The sequence below is a fragment of the Bacteroidota bacterium genome, assembly GCA_016722565.1.
GTDB lineage: Bacteria > Bacteroidota > Bacteroidia > 2-12-FULL-35-15 > 2-12-FULL-35-15 > 2-12-FULL-35-15.
Map to the genome: position 1 here is coordinate 161,830 of JADKIU010000004.1, position 20,147 is coordinate 181,976.

The 20,147-nt window shown below is 40.1% G+C and carries 17 protein-coding genes; 9 read left to right on the top strand and 8 right to left on the bottom strand.

What is annotated here, in order from left to right; genetic code table 11:
- Positions 1–129: 129 nt before the first annotated feature.
- The 4 genes from IPP64_13765 to IPP64_13780 all read right to left on the bottom strand — a co-directional run bounded on the left by IPP64_13765 (position 130) and on the right by IPP64_13780 (position 5,818).
- Positions 130–3,072 carry an insulinase family protein gene (locus tag IPP64_13765; protein MBL0330453.1) on the bottom strand — a complete coding sequence of 981 codons (2,943 nt, stop codon included), beginning with the start codon at positions 3,070–3,072 and terminating at the stop codon, positions 130–132.
- A 51-nt stretch (positions 3,073–3,123) separates the two neighbouring features.
- Positions 3,124–3,564: a hypothetical protein gene (locus tag IPP64_13770; protein ID MBL0330454.1), complete on the bottom strand. Its 441-nt coding sequence runs from the start codon at positions 3,562–3,564 to the stop codon at positions 3,124–3,126.
- Positions 3,565–3,567: 3 nt separating this feature from the next.
- Entirely contained in the window at positions 3,568–4,788 is a 1,221-nt protein-coding gene (gene lhgO / locus IPP64_13775; protein ID MBL0330455.1) for an L-2-hydroxyglutarate oxidase, read from the bottom strand.
- 124 nt (positions 4,789–4,912) lie between these two features.
- Entirely contained in the window at positions 4,913–5,818 is a 906-nt protein-coding gene (locus tag IPP64_13780; GenBank protein MBL0330456.1) for a T9SS type A sorting domain-containing protein, read from the bottom strand.
- A 251-nt stretch (positions 5,819–6,069) separates the two neighbouring features.
- On the opposite strand from IPP64_13780, the gene IPP64_13785 reads away from it, so the two are divergent.
- The gene (locus IPP64_13785) at positions 6,070–6,330 is read left to right on the top strand and encodes a hypothetical protein (protein MBL0330457.1); all 261 of its coding nucleotides are present in this window, start codon (positions 6,070–6,072) and stop codon (positions 6,328–6,330) included.
- Here IPP64_13785 and IPP64_13790 read toward each other — a convergent pair.
- Complete coding sequence (locus tag IPP64_13790) at positions 6,293–6,706, bottom strand: hypothetical protein (GenBank protein ID MBL0330458.1); 414 nt, start codon at positions 6,704–6,706, stop codon at positions 6,293–6,295. The genes IPP64_13785 and IPP64_13790 overlap by 38 nt on opposite strands.
- Between IPP64_13790 and IPP64_13795 the strand changes: the two genes are divergently transcribed.
- From IPP64_13795 to IPP64_13830, 8 genes are all read left to right on the top strand, one after another.
- The gene (locus IPP64_13795; GenBank protein MBL0330459.1) at positions 6,621–7,877 is read left to right on the top strand and encodes a SprB repeat-containing protein; all 1,257 of its coding nucleotides are present in this window, start codon (positions 6,621–6,623) and stop codon (positions 7,875–7,877) included. The two genes, IPP64_13790 and IPP64_13795, sit on opposite strands and share 86 nt — an antisense overlap.
- On the top strand, positions 7,850–8,101 hold the full coding sequence (locus tag IPP64_13800; protein ID MBL0330460.1) for a T9SS type A sorting domain-containing protein: 252 nt from the start codon (positions 7,850–7,852) through the stop codon (positions 8,099–8,101). Before IPP64_13795 ends, IPP64_13800 begins: the two co-directional genes overlap by 28 nt.
- A gap of 304 nt (positions 8,102–8,405) precedes the next feature.
- Positions 8,406–9,638: a hypothetical protein gene (locus tag IPP64_13805; GenBank protein MBL0330461.1), complete on the top strand. Its 1,233-nt coding sequence runs from the start codon at positions 8,406–8,408 to the stop codon at positions 9,636–9,638.
- Complete coding sequence (locus IPP64_13810; GenBank protein MBL0330462.1) at positions 9,589–9,801, top strand: hypothetical protein; 213 nt, start codon at positions 9,589–9,591, stop codon at positions 9,799–9,801. The genes IPP64_13805 and IPP64_13810 overlap by 50 nt, the downstream gene beginning before the upstream one ends.
- A 14-nt stretch (positions 9,802–9,815) precedes the next feature.
- Positions 9,816–9,992, top strand: coding sequence for a hypothetical protein (locus tag IPP64_13815; GenBank protein ID MBL0330463.1), 177 nt, complete (start codon positions 9,816–9,818; stop codon positions 9,990–9,992).
- 10 nt (positions 9,993–10,002) lie between these two features.
- Positions 10,003–10,320, top strand: a complete 318-nt coding sequence (locus IPP64_13820; GenBank protein ID MBL0330464.1) for a hypothetical protein — start codon at positions 10,003–10,005, stop codon at positions 10,318–10,320.
- Entirely contained in the window at positions 10,320–10,448 is a 129-nt protein-coding gene (locus IPP64_13825; protein ID MBL0330465.1) for a T9SS type A sorting domain-containing protein, read from the top strand. The genes IPP64_13820 and IPP64_13825 overlap by 1 nt, the downstream gene beginning before the upstream one ends.
- Before the next feature lie 169 nt (positions 10,449–10,617).
- Positions 10,618–11,601 carry a pyruvate dehydrogenase complex E1 component subunit beta gene (locus IPP64_13830; GenBank protein ID MBL0330466.1) on the top strand — a complete coding sequence of 328 codons (984 nt, stop codon included), beginning with the start codon at positions 10,618–10,620 and terminating at the stop codon, positions 11,599–11,601.
- Between the two features lie 156 nt (positions 11,602–11,757).
- Here the strand turns inward: IPP64_13830 and IPP64_13835 are convergent, their stop codons facing one another.
- From IPP64_13835 to IPP64_13845, 3 genes are all read right to left on the bottom strand, one after another.
- Entirely contained in the window at positions 11,758–15,825 is a 4,068-nt protein-coding gene (locus IPP64_13835; protein MBL0330467.1) for a gliding motility-associated C-terminal domain-containing protein, read from the bottom strand.
- Between the two features lie 35 nt (positions 15,826–15,860).
- On the bottom strand, positions 15,861–16,244 hold the full coding sequence (locus IPP64_13840) for a hypothetical protein (protein ID MBL0330468.1): 384 nt from the start codon (positions 16,242–16,244) through the stop codon (positions 15,861–15,863).
- A gap of 208 nt (positions 16,245–16,452) precedes the next feature.
- Positions 16,453–20,037 carry a gliding motility-associated C-terminal domain-containing protein gene (locus IPP64_13845; GenBank protein ID MBL0330469.1) on the bottom strand — a complete coding sequence of 1,195 codons (3,585 nt, stop codon included), beginning with the start codon at positions 20,035–20,037 and terminating at the stop codon, positions 16,453–16,455.
- Between the last annotated feature and the right edge of the window lie 110 nt (positions 20,038–20,147).

Below are 20,147 nucleotides of genomic sequence, written 5' to 3' on the forward strand. Positions count from 1 at the left end.
TTATTGTTTATTCCGAAGGAACCCCTTCGGGGGAGTCTGTTTATGAGGTTACAAATATAGCATTTTGGATGAAAAAAAAGAGCCAAAAATGTATTTCTTGGCTCTTTCTTTCTGAAGTAGGTTTGCTGATTAATATCCAAAAATATCTTCCAAGCTGAGGAAGGTTACTTTTCCATATTTTTCAAGGGTTTTTAGGTCTAGGTTCTCCTTCTTGCCAATCACTAATACGGTGTATTGTTTGTTTTTTACATGCATTTCTTCAAAAGCTCTCAGCTGCTGAAAGGTGATTCCTGGTACATTTTTATACACATCTCGTCTGATGTCGTAATCCAAACCTAGGCGCTGTGCATTTTCATAATTAAAGAGAATACCTGCTTTGGTGATACGTTCGGTACGAATACTTTGGATGATGGACTCTTTGGATGCGTTGAAATTATTTTCTGATTCAGGCATACTGTTTACCAATTCCATCATGCCTTTCATTGCTTCAGGGAGTTTGTCGGATTGTGTTCCGATATAGGAGAATACATAATTGTAATCAGCTTTTTTACCGGCAGTACTATAGCTTGAAAATACAGAATATGCCAATGCTTTTGATTCTCTCATTTCCTGGAAAACGATGGATGACATTCCTCCTCCAAAATATTCGTTGAACAAGCGAATATCCGGTGCGATACTCTTGTTGTATTTTTCATCTTTGGAAATGAAAATCACTTCTGCTTGTTTCATGTCATAATCAACGGCATATACATTTGTGTTTGCTTCTGTTTCCTGAAATTTTACAGGAAGCGGTGTTGGTTTTAATGTAGAAGGAGTAATGTGTAGTTTGTTGAGCATCGCTGTTACTTCTTCAATACTGTTATCTCCGTAATATAAAACACGATGTTGGTAAGCGGTTACATCCTTGATAATGGAAATAAGTTCCTCCGATTTTAAATTTTTTAATTCGGTTGCAGATAAGATATTTGTATAGCTAGAGTTCTTTCCATACTTGCCATAAGCAGTAAGCGCACCAAAAAGGATTTCTCCTTTGTCTAGTTTTGCATCTTCTCGCTTCTTTAAAATATCAGAAACAAGATTTGTAAGGGCCGGTTCATTTGGTTGCGGGTTGGCAAGCAAGTTTTCGAAAAGTTGTGTTGCCTTTTCGATGTTTTCAGTTAACCCTCTGAGGCTGACCCATGTTTGGTCTTCACCAACATAAACATCGAAGGAGCATCCTAATTTATAAAACTCTTGCTGAACGGAAGCTGCAGTCAATTCTTTTGTTCCTAGGTATTTTAAATAGTTAATGGCAACGTCTGTTTTTTTATTGTGGTTGGATCCCATGTCTAATACATAGTACATGTCAAACGTTTTGTTTTCAGTGTTTGCTGTATATAAAACTGGGATTCCACTTTTTAAAGCAGTTTTTTTGATGTCTGTTGAGTAATCAATAAAAACCGGCTCGATATCTTTAATGGGTGTGGATACAATACTTTTTACAAAATCACTTTGATCATCTCGATTGACACTCACAGGAGTAATTTCCGGTTTTTCTACTTTTTTAACCGACTTGTCTTCTCCAGTTCGTTTATAAACTGCAACATAATTAGACGTGTAGTTTGCTTTTACAAAATCAATAATTTGTTGTTTGGTGATTTTTGCCAATCGGTCAATTGTATAAACAGATTCTTCCCAACTTCTGCCGGTGATAAATGAATTTACAAATGCATCTGCACGAGAACTGTTGTATTCATTTGTTTTTGTTTGTTGTAAGCGCATGTCGGTAATAATCGCACTTGGCAACCAATCAGGAAAATCACCTGTTTTTATTTTTTCTATTTGTTCAAGCAATAAGTCTTTCAGTTGTTCAAGTGTTTGTCCTTCTTTTGGAATTGCTTGAATGATATGGGTAGAATAGTCTTTGAATTGCAAATCAAAAGCATAGGCTTCCAATACTTTTTGCTCTTGATTTAAATTTAAATCAATTAGCCCAGCTTTCCCATTCGATAAAATTTTGTTTACCATCATCATCATATCAGCTTCTTTGCTTCCGATACCTGGAAAGCGATATCCAATCATGATGTTTTCGGCATCTGGTCCAACCACTTCTTTTACAACAGGAGCCAGTATCGGTTTCTCAATAAAAGGTTGGTAAGCTGGAACTGGCTTGCTTTTCCATGAACCAAATTTTTCGTCAATCATTTTAATAGTTGCATCCGGATCTAAATCACCTGATAAACAGATCGCAATGTTGTTTGGGACATAATAGGTGTTGAAGTACTTTTTTATTTCGGTGAGTGATGGATTTTTTAAATGGTCGATTGTTCCGATTGTAGTTTGAGAACCATATGTGTTAGTAGGGAATAAACCTTTAAAGAGTGCTTCCCATGATTTATCGCCATCATTATCTAAGGAGCGATTTTTTTCTTCGTACACAGCTTCTAACTCGGTGTGAAATAAGCGCAATACAGGATTTCTAAAGCGTTCAGCTTCAATGGTTGTCCATTTATCCAATTGGTTGGAAGGGATGTCATTCACATAAACAGTTTGTTCTAACCAGGTGTATGCATTTGTTCCCTTAGCACCTAAATTCGAAAGCATTTTGTCATATTCATTGGCAATCGCAAATTTTGACGCATATCCAGAAATACTATCTATTTTATGATAGATTTTTTTGCGTTGATTGGGGTCTTTTGTTTTTCTGTAAACTTCGTAGAGCTTTTCAATTTTATCAAGCTCTACTTTCTCTTTAGCAAAATTTTTGCTTCCGTACTTATCAGTTCCTTTAAAGAGCATGTGTTCCAGATAATGGGCTAAGCCGGTAAATCCACTTGGATCATTTTTACTTCCTGCACGAACAGCGATGGATGTTTGAATACGGGGAGAGTTTTTATATACACTGATGTAAACAGTAAGTCCATTGTCCAGTTTATAAATGCGTGTGTTGAGTTGATCACCAGTTGTGTTTTTGTATTTATACACTTTAGGTGTGGGCGTGGTTGTATCTTTTTTTGCTGTTGGAGTTTGTGCATTTGAAATAGAAAGGCACAAAACAGATAGCGAAAATAAAATTGAAATTGATTTTTTCATTTGATAATTGAATTTATGTAGTTGTAAATATACTACAATATTCGAATGTGTTCAAAAATCAAATGTGGGAGATTTTGTAATCGTTGAAGAAGCGTTTTTATTTTTAATGACAAATTGTTTACACCATTCATAAGCTGTTTCTTTGTTAGTGAAAACGGCAAATGGTCTCTTCGGTTTTTGAATTTTTATATAGAAGTCGGTAATTAGTTTGTAGGCCATGTTTTGCACAACAACGGCAGTGCCATACATCGGTGAAATGTCTTCAATTTTCAGAGAGTTGTCTCGTGCCTCGCGGGAGATGGTTACATTTTCTCCGGCTGTAACTACAAAAGGAGTATTGATGTTATTCGTTATTTCAATAATGTATTTAAGGTTTTCCATTTGTTCTTCAATTTCTTGATGACTGCCATCTTTGAAATGCATAGAGCCAATGCCTTCTTCATTTATTGAAATAATACAAATGGATGATTCAACTGATTTTAGAATCTTCATCGATTAACCTAAGTTAAAATGTTCGGTTGCCATTTTTTGAATCGCTGTTCCGATTGCTAATGAAGATGTTGCTGCCGGAGAAGGCGCATTTAAAACATGAATGGCATTGCCATTGACTTCGATTTTAAAATCGTCAATCATTTCGCCTTCCGGAGCAAGTGCCATTGCGCGTACTCCTGCACGACCCGGTTTTAAGTCGTCCATTTCCAATGTAGGTATAAGTTTACGAAGGCGTTTAAGAAAAAATGTTTTAGAAAAAGCACCACGATATTCATCTACTCCGAACTTAATGTTTTTTGCAAAAAACTTCCACGTTCCTCCGAAGCCGAATGCCTCAGCAGTATCTTTTATTGAAAAATCAGTTTTGCCATAACCTTCACGTTTGAATACAAAAACTGCATTGGGGCCACATTCGGTTCCACCATGAATCATTCGTGTGAAATGTACTCCTAAGAATGGGTATTTGGGATTTGGAACAGGATAGATTAAGTTTTTTACTTTACTAAGACCTTTGTCGGTTAAGTCATAATAATCACCTCTGAAACCAACAATGGCGGTATCAATTTTTGCTCCTTCTTTTTTTGCAATTCTATCGCTTTGCAATCCTGCACATGTAATGATATAGGTTCCTCTGAATGTTTCTTTTTGTGTAATAACGTTTGTGTAGCCTTCGTGTTTTTCGAATGCTTTTACTTCCTGTTGTGTCAAGACTTTGCTTTGAGAAAATTTTGCATGTATAAGTTCAACATATTTTCTGGATACATCAGCATAATCAATGATGCCAGTGCAAGGTACCCACAATCCTTCTATTCCAACACAATAAGGTTCAATTTCTTTGATACGTTTGGCATCGATTTTTTCAACGCCTTCCACACCATTTGCTAAACCATTATTAAACACTTTGTTCATGTGCGCCAATTCAGACGAGTCGGTTGCAACAACAATTTTCCCGCAAATATCATGAGGGATTTTATGTTCTTTTGCAAAGGCAACCAATTCTCTACGTCCGTCCACACAGTTTTTTGCTTTGTAAGAGCCGGGTTTATAGTAGAGCCCTGAATGAATAACACCAGAATTGTGACCAGTTTGATGGGCGGCTACTTCCTTTTCTTTTTCTAGAACAAGAATTTTTTTGTTGGGATATTGCAAATTGATTTTGTAGGCAGAAGCAAGCCCGACAATTCCACCGCCAACAATAATTATATCGTATTGATTGTTTTCCACAAGAATTAAATTTTCGTAAAAATAATCAATTGTTTTGATTGTTTCATATCGTATTTTTTTAATACTTGGAAAAAAAAGAGAGACCACTGGGGGTCTCTCTTTTTTTTATAACAAAAAATCTTAATTATTGCACAATCAATTTTGATGTTTTTTGTCCTTCAGAAGATTTCACGTTTACATAGTATAAACCTTTAGAAATATCTGTTGTATTGATTTGTTTTGAAAACCCAGCGGATACATTGTTTTCAATCATGCTGTAAACTACTTTTCCTTGAATATCAGTTACAGTTATTTCAACTGATTTCGCAGTTAAATTGTCAATTGAAAGAGTAAATGATTCAGTTGCAGGATTTGGGAATACAGTTGTGTTGAATGTTGATTCTGCTGTTTCAGAAACTCCTGCAGCAGAAGGGAACATTGAATTGATAGCCACTTCATACATTTCAGACGTTGCTGTTGCATCACCTAAATATCCAAAAACAAACATGTTGTTTGACATGCTTCTAATTAAAGCTGCTTCACCACTCGCAAATGTTCCTGAAACAGTACTTCCAGCTAATGGAAGTAATCCATAAGAAAATGTACCCCAACCCGAGTTCGCGATTGTGAATGGATTAACCGTTATCCAAGAAGTTAAAGTGGTATCAGTAATCGTTACTACCGTTTCATTTACATTTCCTGTAAAATTTACACCAACCAATGCTCCGTTTGTAGCATCTAATGACCAATCTGCATACATGCCTTTGTTGCCAAGGCTTACAAAGCCTGCAAGTGCTGCAGTTGTTGCATTTACAGAAGCATTGTTTTGAGCAAAATACACCGCTAAATCAAAATTTGTTGGAGTTGCAATTTGAGTTTGGAAGTCTAAATCGCTTGTAGCGGTTGTTACAATACATCCTGTGTTTGTAAGTGCGGCAGCAAGTTGATCAGTACCAATTGTTGCGCCATCTGTAAAATAAAGCACTCTTGTTTGAGCAAAAGAAAATAAGCTGCATAAAAAAAGTGAAGTTGTAATAGTAATTTTTCTCATAGGTTTTTGGTTTAGTTGGTTTAATTATAGTTTAGCCAAAATTACGATTATTTTAGATTGAAGGGACTTGTTTTTTTGTGAAAGGCTGTGTGTGTTTATTTACGAATGATTTATGTGGTTCCTGGTTGTTTGAAATGTTGTGGATTTGTTGTGATGATGTTAAAGGAAAGTGATGATTCTTGTCATAAAATTATAACATAGGTTTTTTCTTTATTTTTTTTAGTTTTGCATTAAATCTAAACAAATTAAATATGAAAAAAATTACATTTTTGGGGTTGGCGCTTGCTTCTACTGTTATGGTGAATGCACAAGTGTCAACTTTTAGCTTTACTGGGGGGATGCAGACGTATACTGTTCCTGCCGGTGTTACGGCTGTTACCGTAACTTGCTCTGGTGGGCAAGGTGGAAGTGGTGCAACTGGTAATAGTTCTGCTGGTGCTACATTAGGTGGACCTGGCGGATTAGGTGCTATGACTACCGGTGTTTTGGCGGTAACGCTAAGGCAAGATTAAATGTATTTGTTGGTGGTGCAGGTGCTACACCAACAGGTGGATTTAATGGTGGTGGTAATGGTGGAAGTACGAATGCTGGTGGAGGTGGAGGAGCTTCTGATATCCGCGTAGGTGGAACAGCTGAAGCAAATCGTGTTGTTGTTGCTGCCGGTGGCGGTGGTGGCGGAAGAGGTGGTTGTGAGTCATTAAGCACTATCAATGGTGGTGCTGGTGGAGCAGGGAATACAAATGGTGGAAATGGAATTGATGCTCCTACTTCTGGTGGAAGTGCAGGTGGTGGATTTGGTGGTGTGTCTGCAACAGGTTTAGGTGGAGCTGCAGGAATTGGATGTGGCGGATTTTTAGGTCTTCCCGGTGGAACAGCTACTACTGGCACTGGTGCTAATGGTGGCGGTGGTCAGTCTTGTTGTTGCTTTTCTTTCGGTAGCATCCCTGGTGGTGGTGGCGGAGGAGGCGGATTCCTTGGCGGTGGCGGAGGAGGCGGAGGTTCTGCTGGAACTTCCGGTTGCTCTGGAAACGATAAAGGTGCTGGCGGTGGCGGTGCTGGTGGAACATCATTTGTTGGTGCTTTAACAACTACTTCTGTTGTAAATGCTGTGAATACAGGTAATGGTGTAATTACAATTACTCCGGTTTTAACGGCAACTTCTACAATGGGCGCTTCTATTTTATGTAACGGTGGAACAACAACAGTTACTGTTGTTGGTTCAGGTGGTGTTCCTCCATACACAGGTGAAGGTACATTCACTGTTGGTGCAGGTACTCATAACTATACTGTAACGGATGCTGCTTCAACTTCTGTTGTAACTTCAATCACTGTTACAGAACCAAGTGCAATCGTTGTTTCATCTGCTGTTACCAGTGTTTCTTGTGCAGGTGGTTCAAATGGTGCAGTTGATTTAACAGTATCTGGTGGAACTCCAGGATATTCGTTCTTATGGAGCAATGGTGCTACAACTGAAGACTTAACAGGGTTAGTTGCTGGAACTTATTCAGGAACGTTGACTGATGCGAATGGTTGTACTGCTAGTGGTCCGGTTGTTATTACTGAACCAACAGCTCTTGCTTCAACAGTTTCAGGAACAAATCCTACAACATGTTCAGGAACAAATGGTGCAATTAACTTAACTGTTACTGGTGCTACTTCCCCTTATGCTTACGTTTGGAGCAATGCTGCTACAACGGAAGATATTAGTGGTTTAGCTGCTGGTTCTTATACAGTGACAATTACTGATGCGAACGGTTGTACTTCAACTGCAACTTCAACATTGTCTGATCCTCCAGCACCAACAGTAACTTTAGCGTTAACTGTTGATACTGTTTGCGTGAACCTTACTTCTTTTGCATTAACTGGTGGTTCTCCAACAGGTGGTTCTTATTCAGGAACAGGTGTTTCTTTAGGAAACTTTAATCCTGCATCTGCTTCATTAGGTAACAACGTGATTACTTATAGTTATACCGATGCAAATGGATGTTCTGCATCTACAACGGGAACAATCTATGTTGATCTTGAGCAGGAATTGCAACATATTCTCAAGATGGTTTAATCAATGTTTATCCAAATCCTACAACAGGTATTTTAAATGTTGAAACAACGTTAGATGAGAATATGATTACAATTGTTGATGTGTTGGGTAATGTAGTGTATTCTACACGATCAACTTCTGTTAAAACAGCAATTGATATGTCAAGTTTTGCAAACGGAATTTATTTCTTGAAAGTTGAGAACGAGAAAAACGTTACAACAATCAGAATTGTTCGTAGCAAATAATTGTTTTTATAATTTACAAAAAAAGCCATTCTTCACTGAAGAATGGCTTTTTTGTTGTTTTATATTTTCTCCAATTCAGAATCTCAATTATCAGGATTCCTACTATTTTAGTTTCGTTTGAATTTAGGAAATTAATACTTAATTATTAAATTTTCAAATGATATGGCATCAAATTTTGCCCTAAATAGTAGGCGATGGCTCCGATGATATCTAATAAATTGTGTTGATTAAGATGCCTGCTAGACCATTCAATATGCGTTTCATTTTTTTTTCTATATTTGCTTCAAATCAAAACAAACAAAACATGAAAAAAATTACATTCTTAGGTTTGGCTCTTGCTTCTGCCGTAATGGTAAAAGCACAGGTGACAACCTTTAACTTTACTGGGGCGGTGCAAACCTACACTGTTCCTGCTGGCGTAACTTCCATATTTGTTTCAGCTTGGGGAGCGCAAGGTGGTAATGGAGCTACTGGTGGCGCTGGTGTTGCTGGTGGTTCAGGTGGACTAGGTGGATATGCAGAAGGTACTCTCGCTGTAACTCCAGGTCAAGTTCTAAATATTTTTGTTGGAGGCCAAGGTGGCACACCAACAGGTGGATTTAATGGTGGTGGTAATGGTGGTAGTACGAATGCTGGTGGAGGCGGAGGAGCTTCTGATGTCCGCGCTTTTGGTACTGCTGAAGCTAATCGAGTTATTGTTGCTGGTGGCGGTGGCGGTGGCGGCCGTGCAGGTTGCGATGAAGGAAGCGCAAGTACAGGTGGAATTGGTGGAGCTGGTGCATTTGCTGGTTCAGGTGTTGGTGTAAATGGTTTTGATTCACCTACCTCTGGTGGTGTAGCTGGTGGTGGTAAAGGTGGAAATTTTGGTGGAGTTCAAGGTGCAGGTGGACCTAAAGGTGTTGGTTGTGGTGGATTCTCTGGTATTGATGGAGCAACTGCTACCACTGGAACCGGAGGAAATGGTGGAGCAGGTCAAACATGTTGCTGCTCTAGTTCAGGGTCAATCCCTGGCGGTGGTGGTGGCGGAGGCGGACTCCTTGGCGGTGGTGGAGGAGGCGGTGGTTCTGCTGGAACTACGGGTTGCTCTGGAAACTCAAAAGGCGCTGGTGGAGGCGGAGGCGGAGGATCTTGCTCTATCTCAGGTGTTACTTCTGGTTTAATTACAAATAATGTTTGGCTCGGTAATGGACAAGTTACTATTATGATTCCATTGTCAGCAACCTCTACTATGGGAGCAGCAATTTTATGTAATGGTGGAACAACAACAGTTACTGTTGTTGGTTCAGGTGGTGTTCCTCCATACACAGGTGAAGGTACATTCACTGTTGGTGCAGGTACTCATAACTATACTGTAACGGATGCTGCTTCAAATTCCGTTGTAACTTCAATCACTGTTACAGAACCAAGTGCAATCGTTGTTTCATCTGCTGTTACCAGTGTTTCTTGTGCAGGTGGTTCAAATGGTGCAGTTGATTTAACAGTATCTGGTGGAACCTGCAGGATATTCGTTCTTATGGAGCAATGGTGCTACAACTGAAGACTTAACAGGGTTAGTTGCTGGAACTTATTCAGGAACGTTGACTGATGCGAATGGTTGTACTGCTAGTGGTCCGGTTGTTATTACTGAACCAACAGCTCTTTGCTTCAACAGTTTCAGGAACAAATCCTACAACATGTTCAGGAACAAATGGTGCAATTAACTTAACTGTTACTGGTGCTACTTCCTTATGCTTACGTTTGGAGCAATGCTGCTACAACGGAAGATATTAGTGGTTTAGCTGCTGGTTCTTATACAGTGACAATTACTGATGCGAACGGTTGTACTTCAACTGCAACTTCAACATTGTTCGATCCTCCAGCACCAACAGTAACTTTTAGCGTTAACTGTTGATACTGTTTGCGTGAACCTTACTTCTTTTGCATTAACTGGTGGTTCTCCAACAGGTGGTTCTTATTCAGGAACAGGTGTTTCTTTAGGAAACTTTAATCCTGCATCTGCTTCATTAGGTAACAACGTGATTACTTATAGTTATACCGATGCAAATGGATGTTCTGCATCTACAACGGGAACAATCTATGTTGATCCTTGTGCAGGAATTGCAACATATTCTCAAGATGGTTTAATCAATGTTTATCCAAATCCTACAACAGGTATTTTAAATGTTGAAACAACGTTAGATGAGAATATGATTACAATTGTTGATGTGTTGGTAATGTAGTGTATTCTACACGATCAACTTCTGTTAAAACAGCAATTGATATGTCAAGTTTTGCAAACGGAATTTATTTCTTGAAAGTTGAGAACGAGAAAAACGTTACAACAATCAGAATTGTTCGTAGCAAATAATTGTTTTTATAATTTACAAAAAAAGCCATTCTTCACTGAAGAATGGCTTTTTTGTTGTTTTATATTTTCTCCAATTCAGAATCTCAATTATCAGGATTCCGAAAATCAGGTAAATTCGTTTCTATATATAAAAATCATTAAATTTGTAGTTCATTAAAATTTTAAACAAATGAGAACAATCGAATTTCGTGAAGCACTTCGTGAAGCAATGAGTGAAGAAATGCGCAGAGATGAAAAAGTATATTTGATGGGTGAGGAGGTTGCTGAATATAATGGGGCATATAAAGTTAGTAAAGGTATGCTTGCTGAGTTTGGTGAAAAACGGGTAATTGATACGCCAATTGCAGAGCTTGGTTTTACTGGTATTGCAATAGGTTCTGCCGTGAATGGCTTACGACCGATTGTTGAGTTTATGACCTTTAATTTTTCATTGGTTGCCATTGATCAGATTATTAATTCGGCAGCAAAAATGATGAGTATGAGTGGTGGCCAATTTCCTGTTCCAATCGTATTTAGAGGGGCCACAGCTTCTGCCGGAATGTTAAGTTCTCAGCATTCTCAAGCGTTTGATAATTGGTATGCAAACTGTCCGGGATTAAAAGTAATTGTTCCATCCAATCCATACGATGCCAAAGGTCTTTTAAAATCAGCTATTCGTGATAACGATCCTGTAGTTTTTATGGAGAGTGAACAAATGTATGGAGATAAAGGAGAAGTACCTGAAGGGGAATATTTAATTCCTATTGGTGTTGCTGATGTTAAACGTGAAGGGAAAGATGTAACGATTGTTTCCTTCGGTAAAATTATGAAACAAGCGCTGGCTGCAGCAGTTGAATTAGAAAAAGAAGGTATCAGTGTTGAGGTAATTGATTTGCGTACCATCCGCCCGATTGATTATGCAACAGTGATTACTTCGGTGAAAAAAACCAATCGATTAGTGATTGTTGAAGAAGCTTGGCCATTAGGCTCAATTGCTACTGAAGTCGCATTTAAAGTACAGAAAGAAGCATTTGATTATTTGGATGCTCCGGTTTTAAGAATTACAACTGCAGATGTACCTTTGCCTTATGCACCAACATTAATAGAAGCATCATTGCCAAATGTTGCGCGTGTTGTGAAGGCTGTGAAAGAAGTGATGTATGTTAAGAAGTAACAAGCTCATTTGGTAACTTATTAAATTGTATTAAAAAACGAAAGAGTGTTGAATTTAAAATTCAACACTCTTTCGTTTTTTTACCTAGTTACTTAGTCACCTAGTTACCTAGTTACTTAGTCACTTAGTCACTTAGTCACCTAGTCACTTAGTCACCTATTTCACTATCGTAACGGTTCCTGTATAATTATGTTTTTTGTCAAATACATCTGTTAATTTAACTTTCCAAACATACACATCTTGCTGTGCCATGTCTTTACCATGGTTTGCTTTTCCATCCCATAATTTGTTAATGTCATCCGTATACCAAATCATATTTCCCCAACGATCAAAAATCATGATTTCATATTTTTTAATTCCTACTCCTTGCCCTTGGAAAAAATCATTCACTCCATCTCCATTTGGAGTAAAGGCATTTGGGATAAAGAACGTAAACTCAGGATTGATAATAATTGTGTGGGAAACATCATCTATACAACCATTGCCATCAACAACTGTAAGTGTAACATTGTAGCTACCTTCAATGATATTTGGAAAATCATGAGATGGATTTGTAGCCGTTGAACCGGATGAGCCATCACCAAAATCCCAATTCCAAGATACAATAGGAAAGGTGGAGGTGGACTGATCTGTGAAGTTTACAGTCGGTTCCAATATTGTTGCCGGATTCGGTGAAGCTGTAAATTCAGCGACCGGATTTGCAAATACAGTAATATAATTCAAATACGAATCGGTAGATGTACATCCGCCCAAGGAAGATGTAACCGTTAAACCAACAGTAAATAATGCATCGGTTGTGCCTGAATTGGAATAACAATGTAATGGAGGATTTTGACCTATAAACGTTGTTCCATCTCCAAATGACCAATTCCAATTGGTAATCGTACCACCTGCTACCGTAGACGCATCTGTGAAGATTACACATACTGGTGAGCATCCTGAAAGAATATCACCACTGAAGGTAACAACGGGTAAAGGAAGCACTGTTACTATAACTGTTGCCGTTACTGCTGGTGAACATCCATCTGTTACGGTTACAGTATAAGTTGTAGTTGTTGCTGGTGATGCCGAAGGGTTCGAAATGGCAGGATTACTCAAGCCAGTTGCAGGCGACCATGAATAAACATAAGGTCCACCTGACCCATTTGATCCTGTTGCAGAAATCGGTGCAGATGCACCCGGACAAATTGAAACAGCTGGTGATACAATTACTGATAAAGGAGGATTTACAGTTACTGTAACATTCACAGGAGCTGCCGCACAGCCGTTTACATCTGTTGCATTTACAGTATAGATTGTTGTTGCAACTGGTGATGCATTTGGATTGGCAATGTTAGTAAAATCCAATCCGGTAGCCGGACTCCAAGTATATGCATATGGTCCACCATTTCCGCCAGAAGCAGACGCAACCAAATTTGTGGTACCGCCAAAACAAATAGTCGGAGAAACGATAGGAGCAATCACAACGATACTTGGTTCTGTAATTGTTGCGGTAGTGGTAGCCGTACATCCGTTTGCATCAGTAATAGTACAAGTATACGTTCCAGCGCATAAGCCAGTAGCAGTTGCTGTAGCCTGAACAGGAACCGTGTTCCATGAAAAAGCGTATCCGCCACCAATTGTTCCACCATTTCCAGCTGCAGTCGCTGTTCCATCACAAACGCCATTACATGTAGTTGGTGTGGATGCTGTTATTGATGCAGTTAATAATGTAGGTTCGATAACGGTTGCTGTTCCTGAGGATGTACAACCCCATGAATCCGTAACGGTAACGGTATAGGTTCCAATGCAAAGCGGACTGCAGGAAGCTGCAGCACATCCGGATGACCACGCGTAAGAATAAGCTGGTGTTCCACCAGCCGGAATCACTATGGTTTGCCCGTTACAAGCACCATTACAAGTCACATCAATCCCAGCAATTGCCAATGTTATTTCAGGGTCAGAATAAATCGTTACATCATCCGTTCCAACGCATCCACCCGGATCAGTAATTGTCACTGTATAGGTTGTGGTAGTAGCCGGATTGGCAACGGGGTTAGAGATTGCCGTGTTGCTTAATCCTGCAGCTGGAGCCCATGAATATGTGTAGCCAGCACCGGTTGGTGTTGCATTTAAAGTGGTATTTCCACCAAAACAAATGGTGTCATCCAATCCTGCGTTTACAATTAAACCAGGAGCAATAGTAACTGTAACCGGTGTTAGTGGACTCGTACAGCCAAGTATAGTTGTTTGCACATAGTACGTTGTATTTGCTGTTAAAACGGGTGTTGTAAAACTAGCACCAGTAAATAATAATGTTCCACCAGGAGCATTAAACCACTCGTAGGTTCCGCCAGGTGCGGTTGCAGTAAGGGTTGTTGAATTATTTGTACAAATAGAAGTTCCCAAAGCTGTTGGAGCAACAGGTGTAGGATTTACAGTTATGGTATATGTATTAGGCGTTCCTAAACATCCTGCAACAGTTGGTGTTACCGTTATCGTTGCTGTTATTGGTGCTGCTCCTAAATTTGTAGCGGTGAACGCAGGAGTATTTCCAACACCGGATGCAGCCAAGCCAATTGCGGTATTTGAATTTGTCCATGTAAATGTTCCTCCCGCAGGAGTACTCGAATAGGCAGAAGCGCCAATATTCGCCCCATTACAAACGGTCATATTCGCGGGTACCGTAACGGTAGGTGGAGGGTTGATGACAACCACCACTGTGGATGATGCAGTACATCCACCTGAAGTTGCAACAACGGTATATGTTCCAGCAGCTAATGCAGTAACACTTGCGATGCTTGGATTTTGTAATGCTGATGCAAACGCATTTGGACCTGTCCACGCGTAGGTTGCTCCTGCAACTGTTGTTGCTGTTAAATTCAATGTAGATCCGATACAAACCGGACTGTTACTTCCAGCTGTTGGAGTAGCGATTACACCACCGCCTGCAGTTACTGTTACAGTGTTTGTAACTTCACAACTTAATGCTGTATTTAAAATGGTTACGGTATATGTTCCGGGTAATAATCCTGTTGCAGTGTTTGCACCTGCAACCCCGGATGTGCTTGATACAACTGTTCCAACAGAGTTGGTCCACTCATAATTGTATGGTCCAGAAACGCCAACAGGAGTTGCTGTTGCTGTTCCATCATTTCCTACACAAGTTGTTGGTGTGGAAGCCATCGTAGGAATACAACATGCTCCAACAGCCGGTAATACAGAAGCAGGATCATCCAAACAACCTAAACTGCTCCATGAACCGGATTCACCATCACCAGTAGTATTCACTGTTACGCTTAAGTTTGAGCCAGGTGCACATCCATTAGCTACAGCAATCGTAAAACAAAAATTCCAAGTGCCGGCACCTAAAACTCCAGTACAATTATCTCCGAAATTATCTCCCGGATTTGTTCCTGCATCTGGTGTGTCAAAATAAAATCCAGGTCCAAATGTTGTTCCTGTTGCGGAAGATGTACATCCTGCAGGATAATAAGCCCAAGTACCACCTGCTGGTGTAGTTTGGCAAGCAGCAGGTGGAGTGGTTGTTAATGATGCTAAGTTCCATCCTGATCCAAAGGTTAATTGTACTCCATGTAACCAGTTGGTATTAATTTGTGTGTACTGACTGATATGATAACAGAAAGAAACAACTTGTCCGGGATTATACATTCCATTTACCGGAAGAGGTGTTGCAGTATAAGTAGTAGCATTAATACAATCAGAGCAATCTTTATTGTTTCTGATGATCATGTTGAATGTCCCTGTTTCTCCCGTTGCTCCACTTACTTGGATATAATAGGTTGTGCCAATCACCATTTGTTCAACGGTAAGTGTAACTGTTCCACCGGAACCAACAGCGCAACCTCCAACGCCTCCACCCAATGCTCCACAAGTTCCGGAGTACATGGCAATATTAGGTGTTGCAAAAGTTGAATTGATTGTAATCACTGCTTGATAGCTACTTGCGGTAAAAGAATACCAAACATCATTTGCGGGAACAGCCATTGTTCCTCCAGCACATCCGGGTTGATAAACGTAAGGACTGGCCGGAGTGGCTCCTACTAATGTTCCAGGGATGGTCATGGTTGCACCAAGCTGAGGTGCTGTTCCGGCACAAGCTGCCGGTGCTGGAAGTGTACCAATGTTTTGTGCTGTAGCACACTCATCATTTGCCGGTTGAGCAAATGCTTCCTTGCTATAAAAGCTAACCAGTAAAGTTAGTAAAAGAATAATTTTTTTCATTTTGTATGAGAGAGAGTTTAAGAGAGTTTCTTGGCTTAGTGATATTTTGATTTTGTATGGTGTTCTTCCATAATAAAATTATTCGGACCCAATGAAAAGACAGGAACATCTCTGTCAGCTGAAAAGTTTTCAGGATATTCTGAAAGATTTAATGTGTGAAGACTTGCATTGATTTCTGTTGCTGAAAACAATTCAACTTTAACACCACTTGTAAACTCAATTGTATAACGCGAGTTTTTTAGTCGGTGATATTTCATATTCGAATTGTTCAATGCTAAAATATAAGGCTGGATATCTGTTACAGTTCCATTACTAGTAATGGTATAGGTTTGATCTTGTATTTCTTGTCCTTTTATTACCATGCAAAAAGATAATCCTAAAAACAAGAAGAGAGATTTTAGTAAGATGTTCGTTTTCATTTGATTATGTATAAAAATTGATTTTTACGAAGTAAGTGAATTTTTTTTTGGAAAGCAAACTCACCTGCTAAAGGTAATTAGATTTTATTAGTACTTATTCGCTTATAAGGATGTCAAAATCAGAGAAATAGTTGCATGTTCTCGAATTAAAAAAGCCCCGCTACAATTAGTTGTAGCGGGGCTTTTTGTGCCGATGAATTTGTGAAAATTATTTCACAATGGTTACCGTGCCTGTGTATTTATGCTTTTTGTCTTTGTGATCACTTATTTTCACTACATAAACGTAAACATCTTCTTCTGCTATTTCTTTTCCATGATTCGCAATTCCATCCCAATGTTTATTAATATCGTCTGCGAAGAAAATTAAATTTCCCCAGCGATCATAAATTAATAATTCATATTTTTTGATGTAATCACCTTTTCCATAGAATTCGTCATTGATTCCATCGCCATTCGGAGAGAATGCATTTGGAATAAAGAATGTGAATTCAGGATCTATAATGATGCATATTTGTGTGTTGTCGATACACCCAAAATTTGTTGTAACAGCAAGTGACGCACAATAGGTTCCTGCTTCGGTGAAGGTATGTGTTGGATTTTGTAAGCTACTCGTGCTGTCTGTTCCTGCAAATGGATCCCCGAAATTCCAATGCCATCCAGTGATCGCACCTGTAGCTACACTTGAATTGTCGACATAACTCACATCAGGATTAAGAATACTACTTGACAAAGGTGCCGTAAAATCTGCTATAGGATTTGGATGCACAGTGATGTATCCAAGCACAGTACTTGTAGAACTACAACCACCTAATGTAGAAGTAACGGATAAGGTCACGTTGTAACTACCGGCAGCTGCATAACAATTAGTAGGTGTAGGCAAGGTGCTGGTGTTCCCATCTCCAAAATCCCAATTCCAAGTTGCAATAGCTCCACCTGCAACGGTTGAATTGTCGGTAAATGTAACGCATAAAGGCTCACAACCTGAAGTTATTGGTGCGCTGAATGCCACAACGGGCAAAGGTAATACGGTAACTGTAACAGTAGCCGTAACCGTAGGTGAACATCCGTCACTAGCTGTAACGGTGTATGTCGTGGTTACAGCAGGTGAAACCGTAAGTGGTGTTCCTGCACCTGCAGGTGCCCATGAATAGGTATATGGTCCGCCAGTTCCCAATGAGGCCAATGCCGAAATGCTGGTAGAGGCTCCCGGACAAATAGAAGCAGTACCGCTGGCAACCACAGTGAGTGGAGGATTAACAGTAACGGTAACGGTAGCCGGAGCAGAAGGACAACCATTTACATCTGTTGCGTTAACCGTGTAAATCGTTGTAGCAGCGGGAGTAGAAGTAGGGTTTGGAATATTTGTAAAGTCTAATCCCGCAGCAGGTGACCAAATATAATTATATGCTCCACCATTTCCACCTGAAGCCGAAGCTGTAATCATTGTGCTTCCACCTGTACAAACGGCAGCAGGTGCAATCGGTGCAATCACCACCAATGTAGGTTCTGTAATGGTAGCGGTAACGGTAGCTGTACAACTATTTGCATCCGTAATGGTACACGTATAAGTACCTGCACATAATCCGGTAGCAGTAGCCGTAGTTTGAACAGGAACAGTGTTCCATGAATAAGAATATCCAGCGCCCACAGTTCCACCGGCACCGGTAGCAGTAGCCGTTCCATCACAAACAGCATTACAAGATGTTGGTGTTGTTCCCGATATCGAGGCAGTTAATACGGTAGGTTCAATAATAGTAGCTGTTCCTGAAGATGTACAGCCCCACGAATCGGTAACGGTAACGGTGTATGTTCCAATACATAACGGACTGCAAGAAGCGGCCGAACATCCAGAAGACCATGCATAATTATATGCAGGTGTTCCACCAGAAGGAATCACAATGGTTTGTCCGTTACATGCACCATTACAAGTTACATCAATACCAGCAATGGCAAGTGTAATTTGAGGGTCAGCAAATACGGTAACGGTACTTGTTCCAGTACATCCACTGGCATCGGTTACTAACACCGAATAGGTAGTGGTAGTAGCAGGTGAAGCGGTAGGAGTCGCGGTGGTAGCACCAACAAGTGATGCAGCCGGAGTCCAGTTGTAAGTAAATCCAGCACCGGTTGGTGTAACACCTAAAACAGTGCTAGCACCAAAACAAATGGTATCGTTTAATCCGGCATTGATAATCAGTCCGGCATTCACGGTAACGGTAGCAACAGCAGTTGATGAACAACCCAATGAAGTACCTGTAACCGTATAAGTTGTTGTAACAACAGGTGAAGCGTCAGCAGTGTTTACACCGGTAGATGTAGCGCCAGCACTCCAAGTATATGTAGTTGCACCACCGGCAATTAAGTTGGCGGTGAACGTTGGACAAACATTGGGTGAGTTAACGGTTGTTATTGGTAATGGATTAACAGTAACAGTGCTTATTGCCGTTGAGGTGCAACCGCCTGTTGTTCCGGTAACAGTATAAGATGTTGTAGTAATTGGTGTAACGGTAATTGGATTTGTGATAGCACCTGTTGACCAAGAGTAAGAAGTGGCACCTGCACCAGTTAAGGTAGCAACATCTCCTTCACAAATTGTTGGTGAGTTTACTGTTATAGGTGCTCCTGGATTTACTGTAACCGTTGCGATTGCTGTTCCGGTACAACCGGCTGTTGTACCCGTAACCGTGTAAGTTGTTGTCACAAGCGGGCTCGCATCAGCGGTATTCACACCCGTAGAAGTTGCTCCTGCAGTCCATACATAACTAGAAGCACCACTTGCAGTTAAGTTTGCTGTAGCACCCGGACAAATAGTTGGTGAATTCACGCTAATAGTAGGTGCTGGACTAATGGTAATGCAAATTACATTTGAATAAACGGGTGCTCCACAACCACTAACTTCTGCTCTAAAACAGGTGTTCGTAGTCATACCAGCAGTAGTAAACGTTGCCGCAGTTGCGCCAGCTATGTTGGTAAAAGGTCCTCCTGCTGTTGGTGCACTTTGCCATTGTATGCCTCCGGTACTTCCTGTTAGTGTAAGATTGACGGGTGTTCCGGAACAGACCGATGCTGGTGTGACTGAAGCGGTTCCTGCAATAGGTGCAGGGACAACGTTGATGGTCATACTAACATTCGCAACTTGATTGCTGCAATCATCCGTTACTGCACAGGTGTAGGTTGTTGTTACTCCTGGGCAAACAGTAATAGATGGAGTAGTTGCTCCATTGCTCCAGTTATATAAAACAGCAATTTGACACCCTCCAGTTGGAGTTGCAGTAATTGTGGTACATGCACCGGCACAAATGTTATTTGCTGTTGCTGCTACTGTCGCAGTAAATGTTGGCATAACACCAGGTACAACAAATGTTTGCGTTGCACACCAAGGACCAACACTAAAGTTGTGGTTTTCACGCATTCTGTATTGGTAAGTTGTTCCTGGACAAAGTGCAGCAAAATTAATTGTTACACCCGGATAATTTTGAACAACACAACTCGGTTTCATCATTTGTGCACTTTGATAAAACGGGTAGGTGCCTAAAGGTCCGTAAAATCCAGGCGAGAAAGGAGCTCCATTAAATGCTTCACCGATACAACGTACTTCTACGTCTAGCCAATAGGCGGCACAACCACAAGTTGGTGAATCGGAAGCGGCATTTACAATAATTCCTCCGGCAATAGGAGTTTGTTGGGTTATATTTACAAGTGCAATGGCATGACATGCTTCTGCTCTTTTCACAGAAAAGGCAAAAAATATTGTAAATAAAAAAAATACGATAGTCGAATGAACGCGTTTCATAATAGTAGTAGTTAATATAGTAGTAGTGTAAAGTCTGTTTAGTTAAAGGTTAGACGTAGCCTTGAGCCTAAACGTTGCATGATGGAGGTTAAAAAAGCGGATATAATTTA